This window comes from Shewanella mesophila, from assembly GCF_019457515.1.
In the GTDB taxonomy this organism is placed as follows: Bacteria; Pseudomonadota; Gammaproteobacteria; order Enterobacterales; family Shewanellaceae; genus Shewanella; species Shewanella mesophila.
Window position 1 is genome coordinate 4,221,389 of the sequence record NZ_CP080421.1, and the last position, 14,908, is coordinate 4,236,296.

The 14,908-nt window shown below is 46.9% G+C and carries 15 protein-coding genes; 5 read left to right on the top strand and 10 right to left on the bottom strand.

Going from position 1 to position 14,908, the window contains the following annotated elements:
• The first annotated feature begins 97 nt into the window (after positions 1-97).
• Positions 98-859: an NRDE family protein gene (locus K0I73_RS18590; protein ID WP_220062489.1), complete on the top strand. Its 762-nt coding sequence runs from the start codon at positions 98-100 to the stop codon at positions 857-859.
• Here K0I73_RS18590 and K0I73_RS18595 read toward each other — a convergent pair.
• Positions 856-1,278 (bottom strand): YybH family protein, encoded by a 423-nt coding sequence (locus K0I73_RS18595; RefSeq protein WP_220064462.1) that lies wholly within the window; start codon positions 1,276-1,278, stop codon positions 856-858. The genes K0I73_RS18590 and K0I73_RS18595 overlap by 4 nt on opposite strands.
• A gap of 103 nt (positions 1,279-1,381) precedes the next feature.
• On the opposite strand from K0I73_RS18595, the gene K0I73_RS18600 reads away from it, so the two are divergent.
• Together K0I73_RS18600 and K0I73_RS18605 are read left to right on the top strand one after the other, a co-directional pair.
• A complete protein-coding gene (locus K0I73_RS18600; protein ID WP_220062490.1) occupies positions 1,382-1,939 on the top strand; it encodes a lysophospholipid acyltransferase family protein in 558 nt (185 codons plus the stop codon).
• Between the two features lie 77 nt (positions 1,940-2,016).
• Complete coding sequence (locus K0I73_RS18605; protein WP_220062491.1) at positions 2,017-2,640, top strand: LysE family translocator; 624 nt, start codon at positions 2,017-2,019, stop codon at positions 2,638-2,640.
• 111 nt (positions 2,641-2,751) lie between these two features.
• On the opposite strand, the gene K0I73_RS18610 is transcribed toward K0I73_RS18605, so the two are convergent.
• Complete coding sequence (locus K0I73_RS18610; protein ID WP_220062492.1) at positions 2,752-4,002, bottom strand: mechanosensitive ion channel family protein; 1,251 nt, start codon at positions 4,000-4,002, stop codon at positions 2,752-2,754.
• A gap of 618 nt (positions 4,003-4,620) precedes the next feature.
• On the opposite strand from K0I73_RS18610, the gene K0I73_RS18615 reads away from it, so the two are divergent.
• Positions 4,621-5,277, top strand: a complete 657-nt coding sequence (locus K0I73_RS18615) for a DUF3157 family protein (protein WP_220062493.1) — start codon at positions 4,621-4,623, stop codon at positions 5,275-5,277.
• A 61-nt stretch (positions 5,278-5,338) separates the two neighbouring features.
• On the opposite strand, the gene K0I73_RS18620 is transcribed toward K0I73_RS18615, so the two are convergent.
• From K0I73_RS18620 to hutC, 4 genes are all read right to left on the bottom strand, one after another.
• Entirely contained in the window at positions 5,339-5,806 is a 468-nt protein-coding gene (locus K0I73_RS18620) for a PaaI family thioesterase (RefSeq protein ID WP_220062494.1), read from the bottom strand.
• Between the two features lie 165 nt (positions 5,807-5,971).
• Complete coding sequence (gene hutH, locus K0I73_RS18625) at positions 5,972-7,504, bottom strand: histidine ammonia-lyase (RefSeq protein WP_220062495.1); 1,533 nt, start codon at positions 7,502-7,504, stop codon at positions 5,972-5,974.
• A gap of 28 nt (positions 7,505-7,532) precedes the next feature.
• A complete protein-coding gene (gene hutU / locus K0I73_RS18630; protein ID WP_220062496.1) occupies positions 7,533-9,212 on the bottom strand; it encodes a urocanate hydratase in 1,680 nt (559 codons plus the stop codon).
• A 126-nt stretch (positions 9,213-9,338) separates the two neighbouring features.
• Positions 9,339-10,046 carry a histidine utilization transcriptional repressor HutC gene (hutC, locus tag K0I73_RS18635; RefSeq protein ID WP_220062497.1) on the bottom strand — a complete coding sequence of 236 codons (708 nt, stop codon included), beginning with the start codon at positions 10,044-10,046 and terminating at the stop codon, positions 9,339-9,341.
• 185 nt (positions 10,047-10,231) lie between these two features.
• Here hutC and hutI point away from each other — a divergent pair, with 185 nt between their 5' ends.
• Positions 10,232-11,458, top strand: a complete 1,227-nt coding sequence (hutI, locus tag K0I73_RS18640) for an imidazolonepropionase (protein ID WP_220062498.1) — start codon at positions 10,232-10,234, stop codon at positions 11,456-11,458.
• A gap of 478 nt (positions 11,459-11,936) precedes the next feature.
• Here the strand turns inward: hutI and K0I73_RS18645 are convergent, their stop codons facing one another.
• The 4 genes from K0I73_RS18645 to K0I73_RS18660 form a co-directional block, all read right to left on the bottom strand.
• Complete coding sequence (locus tag K0I73_RS18645) at positions 11,937-12,605, bottom strand: DNA-methyltransferase (RefSeq protein ID WP_220062499.1); 669 nt, start codon at positions 12,603-12,605, stop codon at positions 11,937-11,939.
• An 836-nt stretch (positions 12,606-13,441) separates the two neighbouring features.
• Entirely contained in the window at positions 13,442-13,741 is a 300-nt protein-coding gene (locus K0I73_RS18650) for a hypothetical protein (RefSeq protein ID WP_220062500.1), read from the bottom strand.
• Between the two features lie 94 nt (positions 13,742-13,835).
• Positions 13,836-14,063: a GDCCVxC domain-containing (seleno)protein gene (locus K0I73_RS18655; protein WP_220062501.1), complete on the bottom strand. Its 228-nt coding sequence runs from the start codon at positions 14,061-14,063 to the stop codon at positions 13,836-13,838.
• Positions 14,064-14,136: 73 nt separating this feature from the next.
• Positions 14,137-14,679 carry a helix-turn-helix transcriptional regulator gene (locus tag K0I73_RS18660; protein WP_220062502.1) on the bottom strand — a complete coding sequence of 181 codons (543 nt, stop codon included), beginning with the start codon at positions 14,677-14,679 and terminating at the stop codon, positions 14,137-14,139.
• Positions 14,680-14,908: the final 229 nt, after the last annotated feature.

Genomic DNA, 14,908 nt, shown 5'->3' on the forward strand with positions numbered 1-14,908 from the left:
GGGTATAGAACGCTCAACAACTCGCTATAAAAATTGAGATAGCTTTTATCGATCACCAAGGTTAAGTTAAGTTGATTAGCCTTCTTAGGATCAGTTTATGTGTATCCTGTTTATTGCCTTAGACATCTACCCTGAACATCCTGTGATCATCTGTGCTAATAGGGATGAGTTTCATGTTCGTCCAACTGAGCCCGCCCATTTCTGGCCACCTGAAAACCACTTGCTTGCAGGCAAAGATCTTCAAGCCGGTGGATCTTGGTTGGGAGTCAACAAGCATGGGCAGATCGCGGCGCTAACCAATATTCGCGCTCCAGAGCTACAACAATCAGATAAACGCAGTCGTGGCGAGTTGGTGCTTAAAGCATTAGACGAACCGAGCACAATGACAGCCAACTGGCTTAGAGAGCAAAGCCATTTCTACAATCCATTCAACCTGCTATTTGGTAAAGGCAACGAACTCTATTGCTACCACAGTCTAAATGGCGAGGTACAGAGACTATCGCCAGGATTTCATGCCATTAGCAATGGGGCTCTAGATGATATCTGGCCGAAAATGGCTAAAGGTACACAAGCACTAGAGAAACAACTGTCGAGCACCGGTAATATTGATATCGATGCTTTACTCGCAATAATGACGGATCAAAGTCAAGCTGAGGATGCTGAACTACCTCAGACAGGAATTGCACTTGAGTGGGAAAGACAGCTCTCATCTATCTATATTAAACATCCAGAGTATGGCACACGCTCAACGTCGATAATCATTCAAGACCATCAAGGCAATACCGAGTTTGTTGAGGTGCGCTACGACGGCAAGGGTCGCAACTTAGGTCGCCAGAGTTTCAAAATGCCCGCTAGCTAATCAGATGTATGATCATGGGTGATCACCCACTTGTCATCAATCTTCTCGATCAATAGGGTAAATATACCATTAGGGTTATCTTTAGCCCGCACCAATTGCCAACGCCCCACCACCAAAGCCGCATAATTGCTAAGCATTTTAGTCTCATTAATGGTGAATTTGAGCTGGCCCAAAGTCCCCTTATCTGGGTAATTTTTCTTATACGCGGCTAACGTCTCAGTCCAGCCATAGCGAAACGTCTTACCCGATGCAAAACGCACTTTCTCACTGTTCCAATAGCCCTGCATGTAAGCATCTAGGTCACCCCGATTCCAGGCCGATTCCTGAGCTTCAATGACTTTCCTTATCTCATCTGTAGGTACTGCTGAGGCTGGAAAAACCAACAACATCAGTAGCAACAACCATCCATTTTTAAACATCATATACTCCGTGGGGAGAATTTAGCGTGTAGTATACAATAATATAAATTACTCTAAGGCATTATGGCTTAAAAAAACTGCCTCAAATAAAAGAGTTACGCCTATGTTTCAAAGTTTTTGTAAAACCATTTTAAAGTTAACGGGCTGGAAAATTGATGGTGCCTTACCTACTGCGCCGCAATATATCGCCATTGTCGGACCACATACCAGTAACTGGGACTTTATCTTAGGCGTGCTTGCTCGAGGTGCCCTAGGGCATAACATCCACTTTCTGGGCAAACATCAACTCTTTATCGCGCCATGGGGATGGTTCTTTAAAGCAATAGGCGGAGCTCCCGTTGATCGCCGTAAAAATAACAACCTCGTCGATGCCGTGGTCCAATTATTTAAGCGTAATCCTCTGTTTAAATTAGCACTCGCACCAGAAGGCACCCGCAGCCCAGTTAAACGCTGGAAGACCGGCTTTTACCACATAGCGGCCGCAGCTCAAGTTCCAATTGTCACTGTTGCACTGGACTTCGCCAATAAAAAAGTGGTGATCCCACAGGCACTAACGACAACTGGCAACATAGAAAAAGATATGGACACTATTCTAAGCTTTTACCGTACGATTAAGGGACGCCACCCTAAAACAATTCCCGATTACACGGCGCCAAAATAACCCAGCTCAAGGTTTGCTAAAGGTTGCCACACTAGTTATAGTGCGCCAACCTTACATTTTGCATGCAATTTATACCGATGAGTTTTGATACTTGGTTACTATATCTATTTGCGATCTTACTGATAGCTATATCGCCAGGCACCATGGCGGTACTGTCGATGAGCCATGGTATCCACTTCGGCAAGACCCGCAGCATAGCGACCGCACTCGGTAGTGTTAGCTCCGCCTTATTGTTAATGTTCGCCTCTGCAGCAGGGCTAGGTGCGCTACTCAGCGCGACCGAACATGGCTTCACCCTACTCAAATATTGCGGCGCAGCCTATTTGCTCTTCCTCGGCATAAAACTCATTTTAACCAAGGCGAGTGCCCAAGGACTAGATCTCCAGCACATTAAGGGAAAAGGCTCACCCAAGCAGATGTTTAAAGAAGCTTTTCTCGTTGGGATCAGTAATCCAAAAGACCTGCTGTTTTTCGGCGCGTTATTCCCACAGTTTATCGACATCACTGCACCACAAGCCCCGCAGTTGGCAATATTGGCACTCAGCTGGGCGGTGGTCGATTTCAGTTTTGTGATGATTTATGCCAGCATGGCAAACGTGTTGGCCCCTACACTCAAATCGAGTAATAAGCTGCATTGGTTCGACAGAACTAGCGGGGCAGTATTTCTTACTCTAGCAGCAATATTAGTGACTAGGGAATAGGGCTTGAGGGCTTGAGGGCTTGAGGGCTTGAGGGCTTGAGGGCTTGAGCAGCAATCAAATCTCTTTCGTTAACCTCAAGCCTAAATGTCGAATCACTGTAACTGTCCAGTTTTACCCTTTTAAGCTGCGAATATCGGCCCCCGTTGGCGCCTGAAAGGCTCGCAGGTTAAATTGTGGCAGGATGGCATAGATATGGTCGAAAATATCCGCTTGAATATCTTCATAAAATGCCCATCTGGTATCGTTGGTAAAAATATAGATCTCTATCGGTAGTCCCTCTGTCGTCGGCGCTAATTGACGCACTAATAACGTCATCTCTTGATGCACTTTCGGATGCTTGCGCATATATTCCAGCAAGTAAGCCCTAAAGGTCCCAACATTAGTCAGATTACGGCTATTCACCGGCATATCACCATCTTGGATATTGGCATTGAACTCGGAAATCTCGGCCTGCTTGCGCGCTAAATACTCCTTCAGCAGATTAATCTTACCTAGGCGTTGTAGCTGCTCACTGGTCAAAAAGGTTATCGAGTCGATATCGATATTCACCGCTCGCTTAATGCGTCTTCCGCCACTATCAGACATACCGCGCCAGTTTTTAAAGGCATCTGACACCAAGGCATAGGCAGGGATCATTGTGATAGTCTTGTCCCAGTTTTGCACCTTAACCGTAGTCAAGGACACCTCTTCGACAGAACCATCGGCACCATATTTGTCCATCTGGATCCAATCACCTGGACTCACCATGCGGTTGGCAGCCAGCTGAATGCCAGCGACAAAACCCAAGATGGTGTCTTTAAACACCAACATCACTAAACCCGTTGCAACCCCTAAGCCACTCAAGAAATACACTGGAGATTGCTCGGCTAGCACCGAGATTGAGATAATGATCGCCACAAAAAACATAAACAGCTTTAGCAACTGCACGAAGCTCTTAATGGGTAGACGCCGACTAATCAGATTGACATCGGCAACCTGATTCGCGGCGTCGAGTGCACTGTAGACTGCACGGACAAATAACACCACGATAGTGACATCGAGTAAGCGATCGGCAAGACTACTGACCAGCGGATGTGATACCAAGGCTAGCGGCAATAGAATATTGAGGATCAGTGCGGGGACGAGTTTGGCGAAATTTTCGAGAACGCCATGTTGCATGAAAATATCATCCCAACTCACTCTAGAGCGCTGAATAACAATGTTCATCGTGCTAACAACGCCACGCTTTACCACCACGTAGCCAATGAACGCGATCAACAGACAGGCAACAACCATAATTCCTGTCGAGACGCCATCTGCGGGGCTATCTATGCCAAAGTGTGTCAACCACTGTGACACCTGTGCGCGTAATTCTTGATCCAAAACCTTATCTCCCAATCCTAAACCGCTCAAGTACGTAAAATCATATTAACAAGCACAACCAAGCTTACCAACAAGTTTGACTCAACCACTTATTTTAAAAGCAATTTCACCTTTGTTAGTTGACTGTAATATAAAGATTCACAACAATCCATTTCTAACCCATTCATTTGAGAGCGCTATATTTAAAAACCTCTTTAACTGTTTTCTAGTCTTGTTCAGTGGCCCCTAGCACCGAGCCATTACGACTGGAATTATGCCAACAGGGGTTACGACATAGGTTACGCTCAAAGCAAGAAAGAGGATATAGATGTAGCGGTGCCAGCGCATATATTAACGAACATGCCTATACCAATAATATCTCCCCGCGTATCCTAGGTGACAACCCCACATGGGAAACAAATAACGACACCACTTGTGGGAACTGAGGTAGGACTTAGATACATCATAGGTCAACATTTGACGCTGGGTGCTGGTTACAACTCTGCCATCGATTCCGCAGTATTAAGTCTCCGATAATCGATGCAATGATCAACAGAGCTTGAACTAGCTAGTGTTAATTTCGTTTGAGTTTGTCTATGCTAAAGGCCTTAAACAGGCCTCTTTAATTGGTTAACATCAATGTATAAAACACTACAAAGCTTCGCTATCGCAGTGCTGATCCTCTACGCCGTTCCTTCATATGCTGAAGATAGCGACGCAGAACAGATCGCCATTGTCACCCTTAAGAATGGGGCGACCGTCAAACTGAATGATGATTTCACTTGGGAGTATGTGTTTCTAAAGACAAAGAGCACAGAGGCCACTGCAAATACTCAAAGCACCACCTCCCCAACCGCTGCGACTAAAACAACCTCCGCAATCGCCGAACCAGTAACTCTGGTCACCACCGAAGCAGAGATAGCTGGGACACTCACCACCAGCGCGATGGCACAATCAGCCCTGTTAAAATCAATAGCCAAAGGCGGCGTCAAAATTAGTTTTATCAATAGCCAGTGGGACAATGATGGCCGTCTTGGGCTTAACTTCGAACTAGCAAATTCCAGCTCAGAAAACTACGTAGGGATTGAACTTGAAATAGGCCTATTCGCTGACTCAGGAAATCTGATTAAGAAGGAAACCGTCGATGTGTGGCAAGCCATTTTTAGAATGCCAGATACCTATCTTCGTAATGGTCAAACACGTAACAGCGAAACCCTATGGATCGAAGGTATAGATAAAGATCTCTGGAATAAGCAGTTAATGACTCTTAAGGTTATAGATATGAGTTCTCGATAACCGATCGATACAATGAACCGAATCAGTCTGCTCAAATTGAGCGGGCTGACTTATCTCGCGATCACATCATGGTATCGGGCATTTTTACCGCCACCATATGACCTTTCGCACAAACGATTCCTGCAGCCGATAAAGTAATCTCTACCACCACTTTTCGTGGTTTCACCTCTTTTATTACACCAACAAGCTCAAGCTCAACACCCATAGGCGTTGGTGCCAAATAATCAATATTTAGCGCGGCAGTGACAAATCTTGGTGGCTCGGCATCAGTTTCACCACCATCTTGCAATGCGCGCAGCGCGGCTGCACTAGCACTGCCCGTACCATGGCAATCGATAAGCGAAGCTATCAGCCCGCCATAGACAAAACCTGGAATCGCCGTATGAAATGGCTCAGGAATAAAATAGGCCACCGTCTCGTCACCATCCCAATAACTCTTTAATTGATGACCATGAGGATTGTTTTTACCACAGCCATAGCAATGACTCAGTTCCTCCGGATAAGCATCCTGAAACGCAATGCCCTGCATACTAACCTCCTCTACTCAACACAAACGACCAAGCTATATCGCTTTAGGCCCGCCCGCAATACCGACTTAAGACCTAGTCCATTTGGCCTCACAAACGCCCGTACTAAACAGTATTCAATAAAAAAGGGCCGTTAGGCCCTTTCTACAATGTCTCCATCGATGCGATTAAAAGCTCGGCATTGTGCCTTCTGGTAGATAAGCATTAAAGCTTGCAGTCAATAGCAAGTCAGTCGCTGCCTCGATATCTGGGCCGAAGAAACGGTCCTTATCGTAGTAAGTCACCAGATCACGTAGCTCGGCTTTCGCTGTCGCTACCGCAATACTGGGTTGCAGTGGTGCCCTGAAATCTAATCCCTGCGCCGCAGCGAGTAACTCAACCGCCAGCACACCACGGGTATTTTCAGACATGTCACGCAGACGACGGGCCGCAAACGTCGCCATCGATACGTGATCTTCTTGGTTAGCCGATGTCGGTAAACTATCAACCGACGCAGGATGCGCGTAAGTCTTGTTCTCTGAGGCCAAGGCTGCTGCAGTGACCTGAGCAATCATAAAGCCAGAGTTCACTCCGCCATTCTCGACGAGGAACGGAGGGAGTTTTGACAAGTTAGAGTCAATCAGCAGTGCAATACGGCGCTCGGCAATTGAGCCAAGCTCGGCGATCGCAATCGCTAAGTTGTCAGCGGCCATCGCCACTGGCTCGGCGTGGAAGTTACCACCCGAGATAATATCGCCCGTATCTTGGAACACTAATGGGTTATCGGTTACGCCGTTGGCTTCGGTGCCTAATACCTCTGCCGCATGACGAATTTGCGTCAAACAGGCACCCAGTACTTGAGGCTGACAACGCAGAGAGTAAGGGTCTTGCACCTTCTCACAGTTAACGTGATCTAGACTGATCTCCGACTCATCACCTAATAGATGACGGAAAATCCTTGCCGAATCGATCTGGCCTTTTTGACCACGCGCCGCGTGAATGCGAGGATCGAACGGGCTGCGACTGCCCATCGCGGCTTCGACACTCATGGCGCCAATGACCGAGCTAGCGGCAAAAAGGTCTTCTGCGTTAAACAGCCCCTCGAGTGCTAATGCGGTTGAGGCTTGAGTACCGTTGAGTAGCGCCAAGCCCTCTTTAGCAGCCAGCTCTAATGGCTTAAGACCTGCAATTTCAAGACCTTCAGCCGCTGAAATAAGCTCGCCCTTGTAACTCATCTCACCCTCGCCGAGCAGAGGCAAACACATGTGTGACAGCGGAGCCAAATCACCCGACGCACCTACCGAGCCTTTCTCTGGCACACATGGGTAAACTTCGGCATTAACTAAGGCGATAAGGAAGTTGATCACCTCAAGACGAATTCCCGAAAAACCACGGCTTAACGAGTTAATCTTCAGCACCATCATCAATCGCACCGTCGCATCTTGCATATACTGGCCTGTGCCTGCGGCGTGAGACAGCACAATAGAGCGCTGCAACAATTGCAGATCTTCAGTACCAATTTTGGTGTTGGCCAACAGCCCAAAACCAGTATTGATACCATATACGGTACGGCCTTCATCTAAGACTTTTTGTACCAGCCCAGCACTGATATTGATATCGGCAATGGCACTCGAACACAGCTCAAGGCTAACTTTTTTACGGCTAATTTCGCGCAGCTGCGACAGGCTCAGCGTGCCTGGTTTTAACACTAAATGACTCATGAATTCTTGCCTCTACTTATTATTGTTATTATTTATTCAGTGTTGCGAGCATCGGCAGATCTAAGCCCTGCTCTGCGGCGCACTGCTTCGCAATCTCATAGCCTGCATCGGCATGACGCATCACCCCTGTTGCAGGATCATTCCACAGCACACGGCCTAAGCGCACGGCGGCATCTTCACTACCATCGGCCACAATCACCACACCCGAGTGCTGACTAAAGCCCATGCCGACACCACCACCATGATGCAAAGAGACCCAAGTGGCGCCACTAGCAGTATTAAGCAGCGCATTCATCAATGGCCAATCCGATACCGCATCACTACCGTCGAGCATAGACTCGGTTTCACGGTTCGGGCTGGCTACCGAGCCAGAATCTAAGTGATCACGACCAATCACGATTGGCGCCGATAACTCACCATTTTTAACCATCTCGTTAAACGCCAGCGCTAAACGCGCACGATCTTTTAGCCCCACCCAACAGATACGCGCTGGTAGACCTTGGAACGCAATACGCTCACGCGCCATATCGAGCCAGTTATGTAACTGAGGGTTATCAGGAATAAGCTCTTTGACCTTAGCGTCTGTCTTATAGATATCTTCAGGATCGCCAGACAGAGCCGCCCAACGGAATGGACCAATACCTTCACAAAACAGCGGACGCACATAGGCGGGCACGAAACCTGGGAAGTCGAATGCATTTTCAACCCCCTCTTCGAACGCCATCTGACGAATATTATTGCCGTAATCAGTCGTCGCCGCGCCAGCCGCTTGCAGTGCTAGCATCGCCTTAACCTGCACAGCCATCGATTGTTTGGCCGCCTTAACAACCGCAGCTTCATCTTTTTGGCGCATCTGGGCAGCGTATTCTAGCGCCCAGCCCTGTGGCAGATAACCATTGAGCGGATCATGGGCAGAGGTTTGATCCGTCACCACATCAGGGGTAATTCCACGCTCGACCAACTCGGCAAACACATCGGCGGCATTAGCAAGTAAGCCTACGGACACTGGAGTGCCCGCTTTGTTAGCTTCATCGATCATCGCCAAAGCTTCATCTAGGTTAGTGGCCTTTTTATCGACATAGCGGGTGCGTAGGCGAAAATCGATACGCGTCTCATCGACCTCACACGCAAGCACAGAATAGCCCGCCATGGTGCCAGCCAAAGGCTGCGCTCCGCCCATACCACCAAGGCCACCAGTTAAGATCCACTTGCCCTTCGACTCACCACCAAAATGCTGCTTAGCCATGGCTACGAAGGTTTCATAGGTACCCTGCACAATGCCTTGAGAACCAATATAGATCCAAGACCCCGCCGTCATCTGGCCATACATGGCCAAACCTTTCTTATCTAGCTCGTTAAAGTGCTCCCAATTTGCCCAGTGCGGCACCAAGTTTGAGTTAGCAATGATCACCCGAGGGGCATTGCTGTGGGTCTTGAATACACCTACAGGCTTACCAGACTGCACCAACAAGGTTTCATCATCTTCTAGGCGCTGTAGTACTTCGATGATCTTGTCATAACACTGCCAGTCACGCGCCGCTCGGCCAATGCCGCCATAGACCACGAGGTCCTCTGGGCGTTCGGCCACATCGGGATGCAGGTTGTTCATCAACATACGCATCGGCGCTTCGGTAAGCCAACTCTTACAGCTTAATGTGGTGCCGTGTGGCGCGATAATGCGACGGCTAGGGTCGTGTCTCTTATCCATTTTTAACCTACCTCAATCTGTTTTTTATTTAATCGATTTAACTTAATTTTTATCGTTATTATTACTAACCTGTTACCACTTGGGCTTATGGGACACAGGTATCCCCTTGAAATCTGCTGATCTGATTTAACGATTAAAGGTCAAATGTCCACCTAAACGGAAACGGCTACCAGGGTGGAGCAAGCGCGCAAAACTCACCACGCCTTGACGTGACCATGTGCGACGCAAGATCTGCAAACAAGGCTCTGTCCCATCAATTTGCAACGCTTGTTGCTGCGCACTGTTGGGGACGATCGCCTCTATGGTATGACGCGCCTCAGTTAATGGTGCGACAAATGACAGATACTCATGGGGCGTTTGCAAGGCATAATCTTGCTCAAGATAGTCAGGCACCAACTGCGGATTAACGAAACGCTCTTCGAGCTGTAAGGGAATCCCCTGTTCACAATGTACCAACACAGAATAAAAGACGGGGTTTCCCTCTTCGATCCCCAAAGCAATCGCAATCTGTGCCTGCGCCGCGCTCTGAGTAAGCTCGAGCTGCGTGACGCTGTAGCCATGGCCTCGATCTTTAATCTCATCGGCAATATTACGAATCGCCATCATCGATGATTGTGACTTAAGCCCCGCCACAAAAGTGCCTAAACCTTGCGAGCGCTCAAGCACTCCCGATTCGCTCAACTCAGTCAGCGCCCGTCTAGCCGTCATACGACTACACTCAAACAGCTCGGCTAACTGATTTTCAGACGGCACGCGACTATGTTGTTGCCACTCACCGCTTTCAACCTTAGTGAGAATAAACTGTTTAATTTCGGCAAACTTGGGCGTAGCCATCTAAGCTCCTTAACGCTCATAATCTGTTCTCAATGCCACGATTGCGCATCAAGTAACACCGATATCACTTTTCAAATGGTGAAAATTACCGCTATAATCCTAGCTTGTATATACAAGTAAACACAAGCTAGCTCACACAAATTTATTGTCGCGACCAACCGACGTCGCAGCTTGAGGGGAAAATTATGTCTTGGGATCAGGTTTGGATTGACGTCAACATCGCGACAATGGATCCAGAAATTTCAGCGCCTTACGGTGCGATCACAGATGCAGCTCTCGCAGTAAAAGAGGGCAAAATAGCTTGGTTAGGTCCCCGCAATGAGCTGCCTGAATTCGACGTATTGTCAACGCCAGTTTACAGGGGCAAAGGCGGTTGGCTGACTCCAGGGATCATCGATGCCCACACTCATTTAGTGTTTGCGGGCAATCGCGCCAATGAGTTTGAACTGCGCCTGCAAGGCGCCAGCTACGAAGAGATTGCGCGGGCGGGCGGCGGTATCATCTCGACGGTAAAAGCCTGCCGTGAAGCATCGGAAGCGGAGTTATTTGAGCTAGGAAGACAAAGACTAAATGCCCTCGCCAAAGAGGGAGTGACCACGGTCGAGATAAAATCAGGCTATGGGCTGGATACCGACACCGAACTCAAACTACTTAGGGTCGCTCGAGAGCTTGGCAAGCATCATCATGTAGATGTAAAAACTACGTTTTTAGGTGCCCATGCGATCCCCCCCGAATATAAAGATGATAGCGACGCTTATGTGGATCTCGTGATCGATGAGATGCTACCGGCTGTGATAGCTGAAAACCTCGCCGATGCCGTCGATGTGTTTTGTGAAAATATCGCCTTTAGCCTAGCGCAAACCGAGCGCGTGCTCAGCGCGGCCAAAGATGCCGGGCTGGATATCAAACTTCATGCGGAGCAGCTATCTAACTTAGGCGGCTCAGCCATGGCGGCCAAACTGGGGGCTAAATCGGTGGATCATATCGAATACCTAGACGAAGCGGGCGTAAAGGCCCTCAGTGAAAGTGGCACCTGTGCCACCCTGCTACCAGGCGCATACTACTTCCTGCGTGAAACCCAGATGCCTCCTATCGACTTGTTGCGCCAATACCAAGTACCTATGGTACTCGCCAGCGATTACAACCCCGGCTCATCACCATTGTGTTCAAGCCTATTGATGCTCAACATGGGTTGTACCCTATTTCGCTTAACGCCTGAAGAGGCTCTCGCAGGCATGACTCGCAACGCCGCTAAGGCGCTCGGTATTGAAGCGAGTGTCGGCGTACTGCGCGCAGGCATGCAAGCCGACTTCTGTCACTGGGATATCACTACCCCAGCCGCACTCGCCTATAGCTATGGAGTCAATGTGTGTAAGGACGTAGTGAAGAAAGGTCGATTAGTTCATCAATAATTTTCACTTAACCTATGCGATGAAGCTGATTCATCGTTTAGGCTTGTTTACCCCAAATGGATTTGATACTTAACCTGCGAATTTAATAATCATGGCTTTATGGTGATCAATTGCCTGCCGCAGATGCAGTATAGGGACATACCAATGTCGTGATCACATGGATGTGAAAGAACGACCTCATGTGCAGATACCGCCTCGGCACGGTGAGTGAAGCGCAGCTTCTAGCTTACGAACGAGAGGCATGGATGCCGAACTGGCAGTTAAACAGGGACGTTGTTCAAGCCCTTCCCTAGGCACTCTGCGGTGGCATCTGATGTGAATGGATTCACAAATGCAGCGATGACATATATGTCAAAGAGCTGCCATGCCACCGAAGGCCAAAAGCGTGCTTACACCTAGTCATCAATCTCTTCGATTTGACTTTTCGTTCAGCACACAACAATTTCATATACATAGCACCATTTGAATGACTTAATGATTAACTCAAATCATCAATTTTGACTCTTTGGCGAATATGAGTATGTGCTGCCTCTGAAATATCGCACCCCATCGACTTCCGTCCCAAATTTTTTGCAGCAATTAAAGCTGAACCTGAACCAAAGAATGGGTCGATGATTAACTCATCGGGTAGAGAACTTTGCTTTATTAAAATTTCGATCAACTCGACAGGCTTTTCAGTCGGGTAGCCCCGATACACTCTTTTACACTCTAAAACATCGGGTATGCCAAGATCATTTAGTTTCCGCTTACCCTTCTCAAAAAAAAGAATAAACTCATATTTAGCTCGATAGTGATAACCCATGCCAATCGTTAGCTTATTCCAAACTATTGGTTTCCAAAATTTAAAACCAACTTTCTCAGCTATTGGTTTCACATAAAACATAGTTTCTTGATCGCAAAACAGATAAAAATGGGTGTTTTTCTTTAATACACGATAAATTTCAGTGAACAGCTCTTCAAAGCGTTGATTAGGAAATATATCAAACCATTGGTTGCTCGAACCATTACTGACTTTTAAACGAGTCGTGGTCCCTATTTTCCTATGTTTTTCAAGAGATTCATATGGTGGGTCTGTCACCATAAGATCAACGCTCGCATCGGCGATCGTTGATAACCAACTTACAGCATCATCACGAAATAACTGCATTAATACCTGCTAAAAAGTGCAACAAGAACGTCCGTGCGAGTGTACTGTTGAAGCAATGCCTTTGTCTAATCCTCGACAATCAATGCAATAGCTTTGATGTCCATCAGGATTTCTTGCCGTCACACGGGCTGGTGTTTTGCCAAATTGGGTAGGGTATGGATGAAACACATGCTCCCCACCATTAGCAGCAGAACAGTGCGGACAGGACTTAAACTTTTGGCCAGAATTAATATCCACTTTGACCAGCATGCCACTATTTAATTTTAATCCACAACAACTACATCCCATATAAAACTCCCTTTTTATAATGAATTTTAAATATCAAAACCAATGTCGTACTTAACAAACTATAGCGAGGAGGAATATACAGAAGGCATACATTCACCCTTGGATAAAAATGCTCTTATTTGTTTACTATTTAGGCTAAATTTAAGCTTAAGGCTAAAGATGAATGAATGGAAATGATTTCTAACTTCGCCGTGACATTCGTATCTGCAGAAATTCACAATATTTCTTTGGCAGCGGATTAATCGAAGAGGCGATGGGGATGAGGTGTAGGTATGACTGAGGGTATCGAAAACAGGGCCGAAAATGTTCCCGACATTTTTCGGCATTCTCAACATCCTTGTCGGTCAGGTAGATTCGTTAAGCGGCCATGGATGGCTTTACAGCGGTCCGAAGACATACCTGCGCATTAGGCATTCGTACAATCATGATATTCGCATATCCTTAGCCGACACCCGCGGCAAGTGATTGATAACAGCGAAGGCAAGCATAATAGATAGCAGAGCTAAAACGCTTACCTATTGATGACCAATAATCCAGCTAATTTCTAACTAGGAACGTAAAAGCTCAAGCCATTCATCGGCGAATGCCAAGATAAATTTATAGGAGTGATCATCTGACAGGGTGATTTTAATCGCATCGGTAGTCACGGGAATAAAGCCGCCACCCGTCGCTACGCATTTCTCGACTTTAGATACCGATTGTCTATCGAGCTTATAGGGACCTAAGCCAAACTCGGTGTTGTACGGTTCAAAATGGATATCACTTTCGGTGACCCAAAACTTACCATCTGCGCGTGCGACGCCATTTTGAATGGTGGCATTTGACGACTTGATTACGACTTGTTGCATGGCTTCCCTCTCCATAGGAAAGATTAAAGTACAGCATCAAAACTATAAGACTCGTTGGCAGAAATCAATCGGCCAACCTCAAAAAAGTTGCTTTTTACTTCGTCTCTTTAGCTTTACAGCAACCACTACCTTGTTGAATGGGTGGACACTTCACTGTGCCATAGGAGCAAAAAATGCAGCAGTCACCAGCAAGCGGTTTGAGGAGCTGATGACATCCAGTACATTCATAAAAAAACTGACACGCATCTGTTGGCATAACTTCCAACTTACTGGTACCGCACAAAGGACAGGTAATTTCAGACACTAATTCAATTGAGCTCATTGTTGCTCCAACAATATCACCACAGATGATGTCGATTAAAGCCTCACTCGATGATGTCACCAACAGGTGTCAGTTAAGCCGCCTCATTCGATGCAATAATCGCCGCAAATTCATCATTGTGCTCTTGAATAAAATCTTCCATAAACCAAGCACAGAAAGTATGGCGACCATCGACCTCTGACTTAGCGTAGATAGAAGAGGCCTGCTGGCGCACCGTTTTCTCTTTAGTTTGTCTCACCTCGGCAATCTCTTTAAAGCTCAAACCTTTTAACAGTAAAAACGCGACCTGCGCCTCACTCTTGGTGAACTCCCAAAGACCAAATTGATTAGCGACTGCATGGCTATACTCTTGTCTAGCAGAGCGCATCTGAGACGACATATTATCGATCTGCTTATCCGCCTGAACGACTCGATGGGCCAAGGCTTTTACCTGCCGAGAACGACGTCTCAGATCATAACTTAGATAGACGGTTCCTATGATGGTGAGCAACACCAATACGCTCTCTTGCATGATATGCCATAGCGGGATATCCAACTGCACGTCAGCGACAATATCAAGCAATTTAAACAGCATGATCAGTACTAACAAGGCGATAATCACTACATCCTTTTTCATGGGAAACCTAACTCCTATAACCACAATATCAACACCGATTTCAATCTTATAAAGCGCTAATCCAACCTAAACGGATAAAAAAACTAACGTTAACTTTTGAACTGTAAATAAGGTAAAACAACGCAAAATCAGGCAATTATTTTATGGGACATATGTACCATACACGCTTTTATGATACAGATCCCTCAAGACATTAAACCATCAAGCTCTAAACTAACGACACATTTTA

Coding starts and splice junctions, on each gene's coding strand:
- hutU (WP_220062496.1), bottom strand. CDS start 9,212: ATGGATAAGAGACACGACCCTAGCCGTCGCATTATCGCGCCACACGGC.
- hutI (WP_220062498.1), top strand. CDS start 10,232: ATGTCTTGGGATCAGGTTTGGATTGACGTCAACATCGCGACAATGGAT.
- K0I73_RS18655 (WP_220062501.1), bottom strand. CDS start 14,063: ATGAGCTCAATTGAATTAGTGTCTGAAATTACCTGTCCTTTGTGCGGT.
- K0I73_RS18645 (WP_220062499.1), bottom strand. CDS start 12,605: ATGCAGTTATTTCGTGATGATGCTGTAAGTTGGTTATCAACGATCGCC.
- K0I73_RS18600 (WP_220062490.1), top strand. CDS start 1,382: ATGTTTCAAAGTTTTTGTAAAACCATTTTAAAGTTAACGGGCTGGAAA.
- K0I73_RS18595 (WP_220064462.1), bottom strand. CDS start 1,278: ATGTTTAAAAATGGATGGTTGTTGCTACTGATGTTGTTGGTTTTTCCA.
- K0I73_RS18605 (WP_220062491.1), top strand. CDS start 2,017: ATGAGTTTTGATACTTGGTTACTATATCTATTTGCGATCTTACTGATA.
- K0I73_RS18620 (WP_220062494.1), bottom strand. CDS start 5,806: ATGCAGGGCATTGCGTTTCAGGATGCTTATCCGGAGGAACTGAGTCAT.
- K0I73_RS18650 (WP_220062500.1), bottom strand. CDS start 13,741: ATGCAACAAGTCGTAATCAAGTCGTCAAATGCCACCATTCAAAATGGC.
- hutC (WP_220062497.1), bottom strand. CDS start 10,046: ATGGCTACGCCCAAGTTTGCCGAAATTAAACAGTTTATTCTCACTAAG.
- hutH (WP_220062495.1), bottom strand. CDS start 7,504: ATGAGTCATTTAGTGTTAAAACCAGGCACGCTGAGCCTGTCGCAGCTG.
- K0I73_RS18660 (WP_220062502.1), bottom strand. CDS start 14,679: ATGAAAAAGGATGTAGTGATTATCGCCTTGTTAGTACTGATCATGCTG.
- K0I73_RS18615 (WP_220062493.1), top strand. CDS start 4,621: ATGTATAAAACACTACAAAGCTTCGCTATCGCAGTGCTGATCCTCTAC.
- K0I73_RS18590 (WP_220062489.1), top strand. CDS start 98: ATGTGTATCCTGTTTATTGCCTTAGACATCTACCCTGAACATCCTGTG.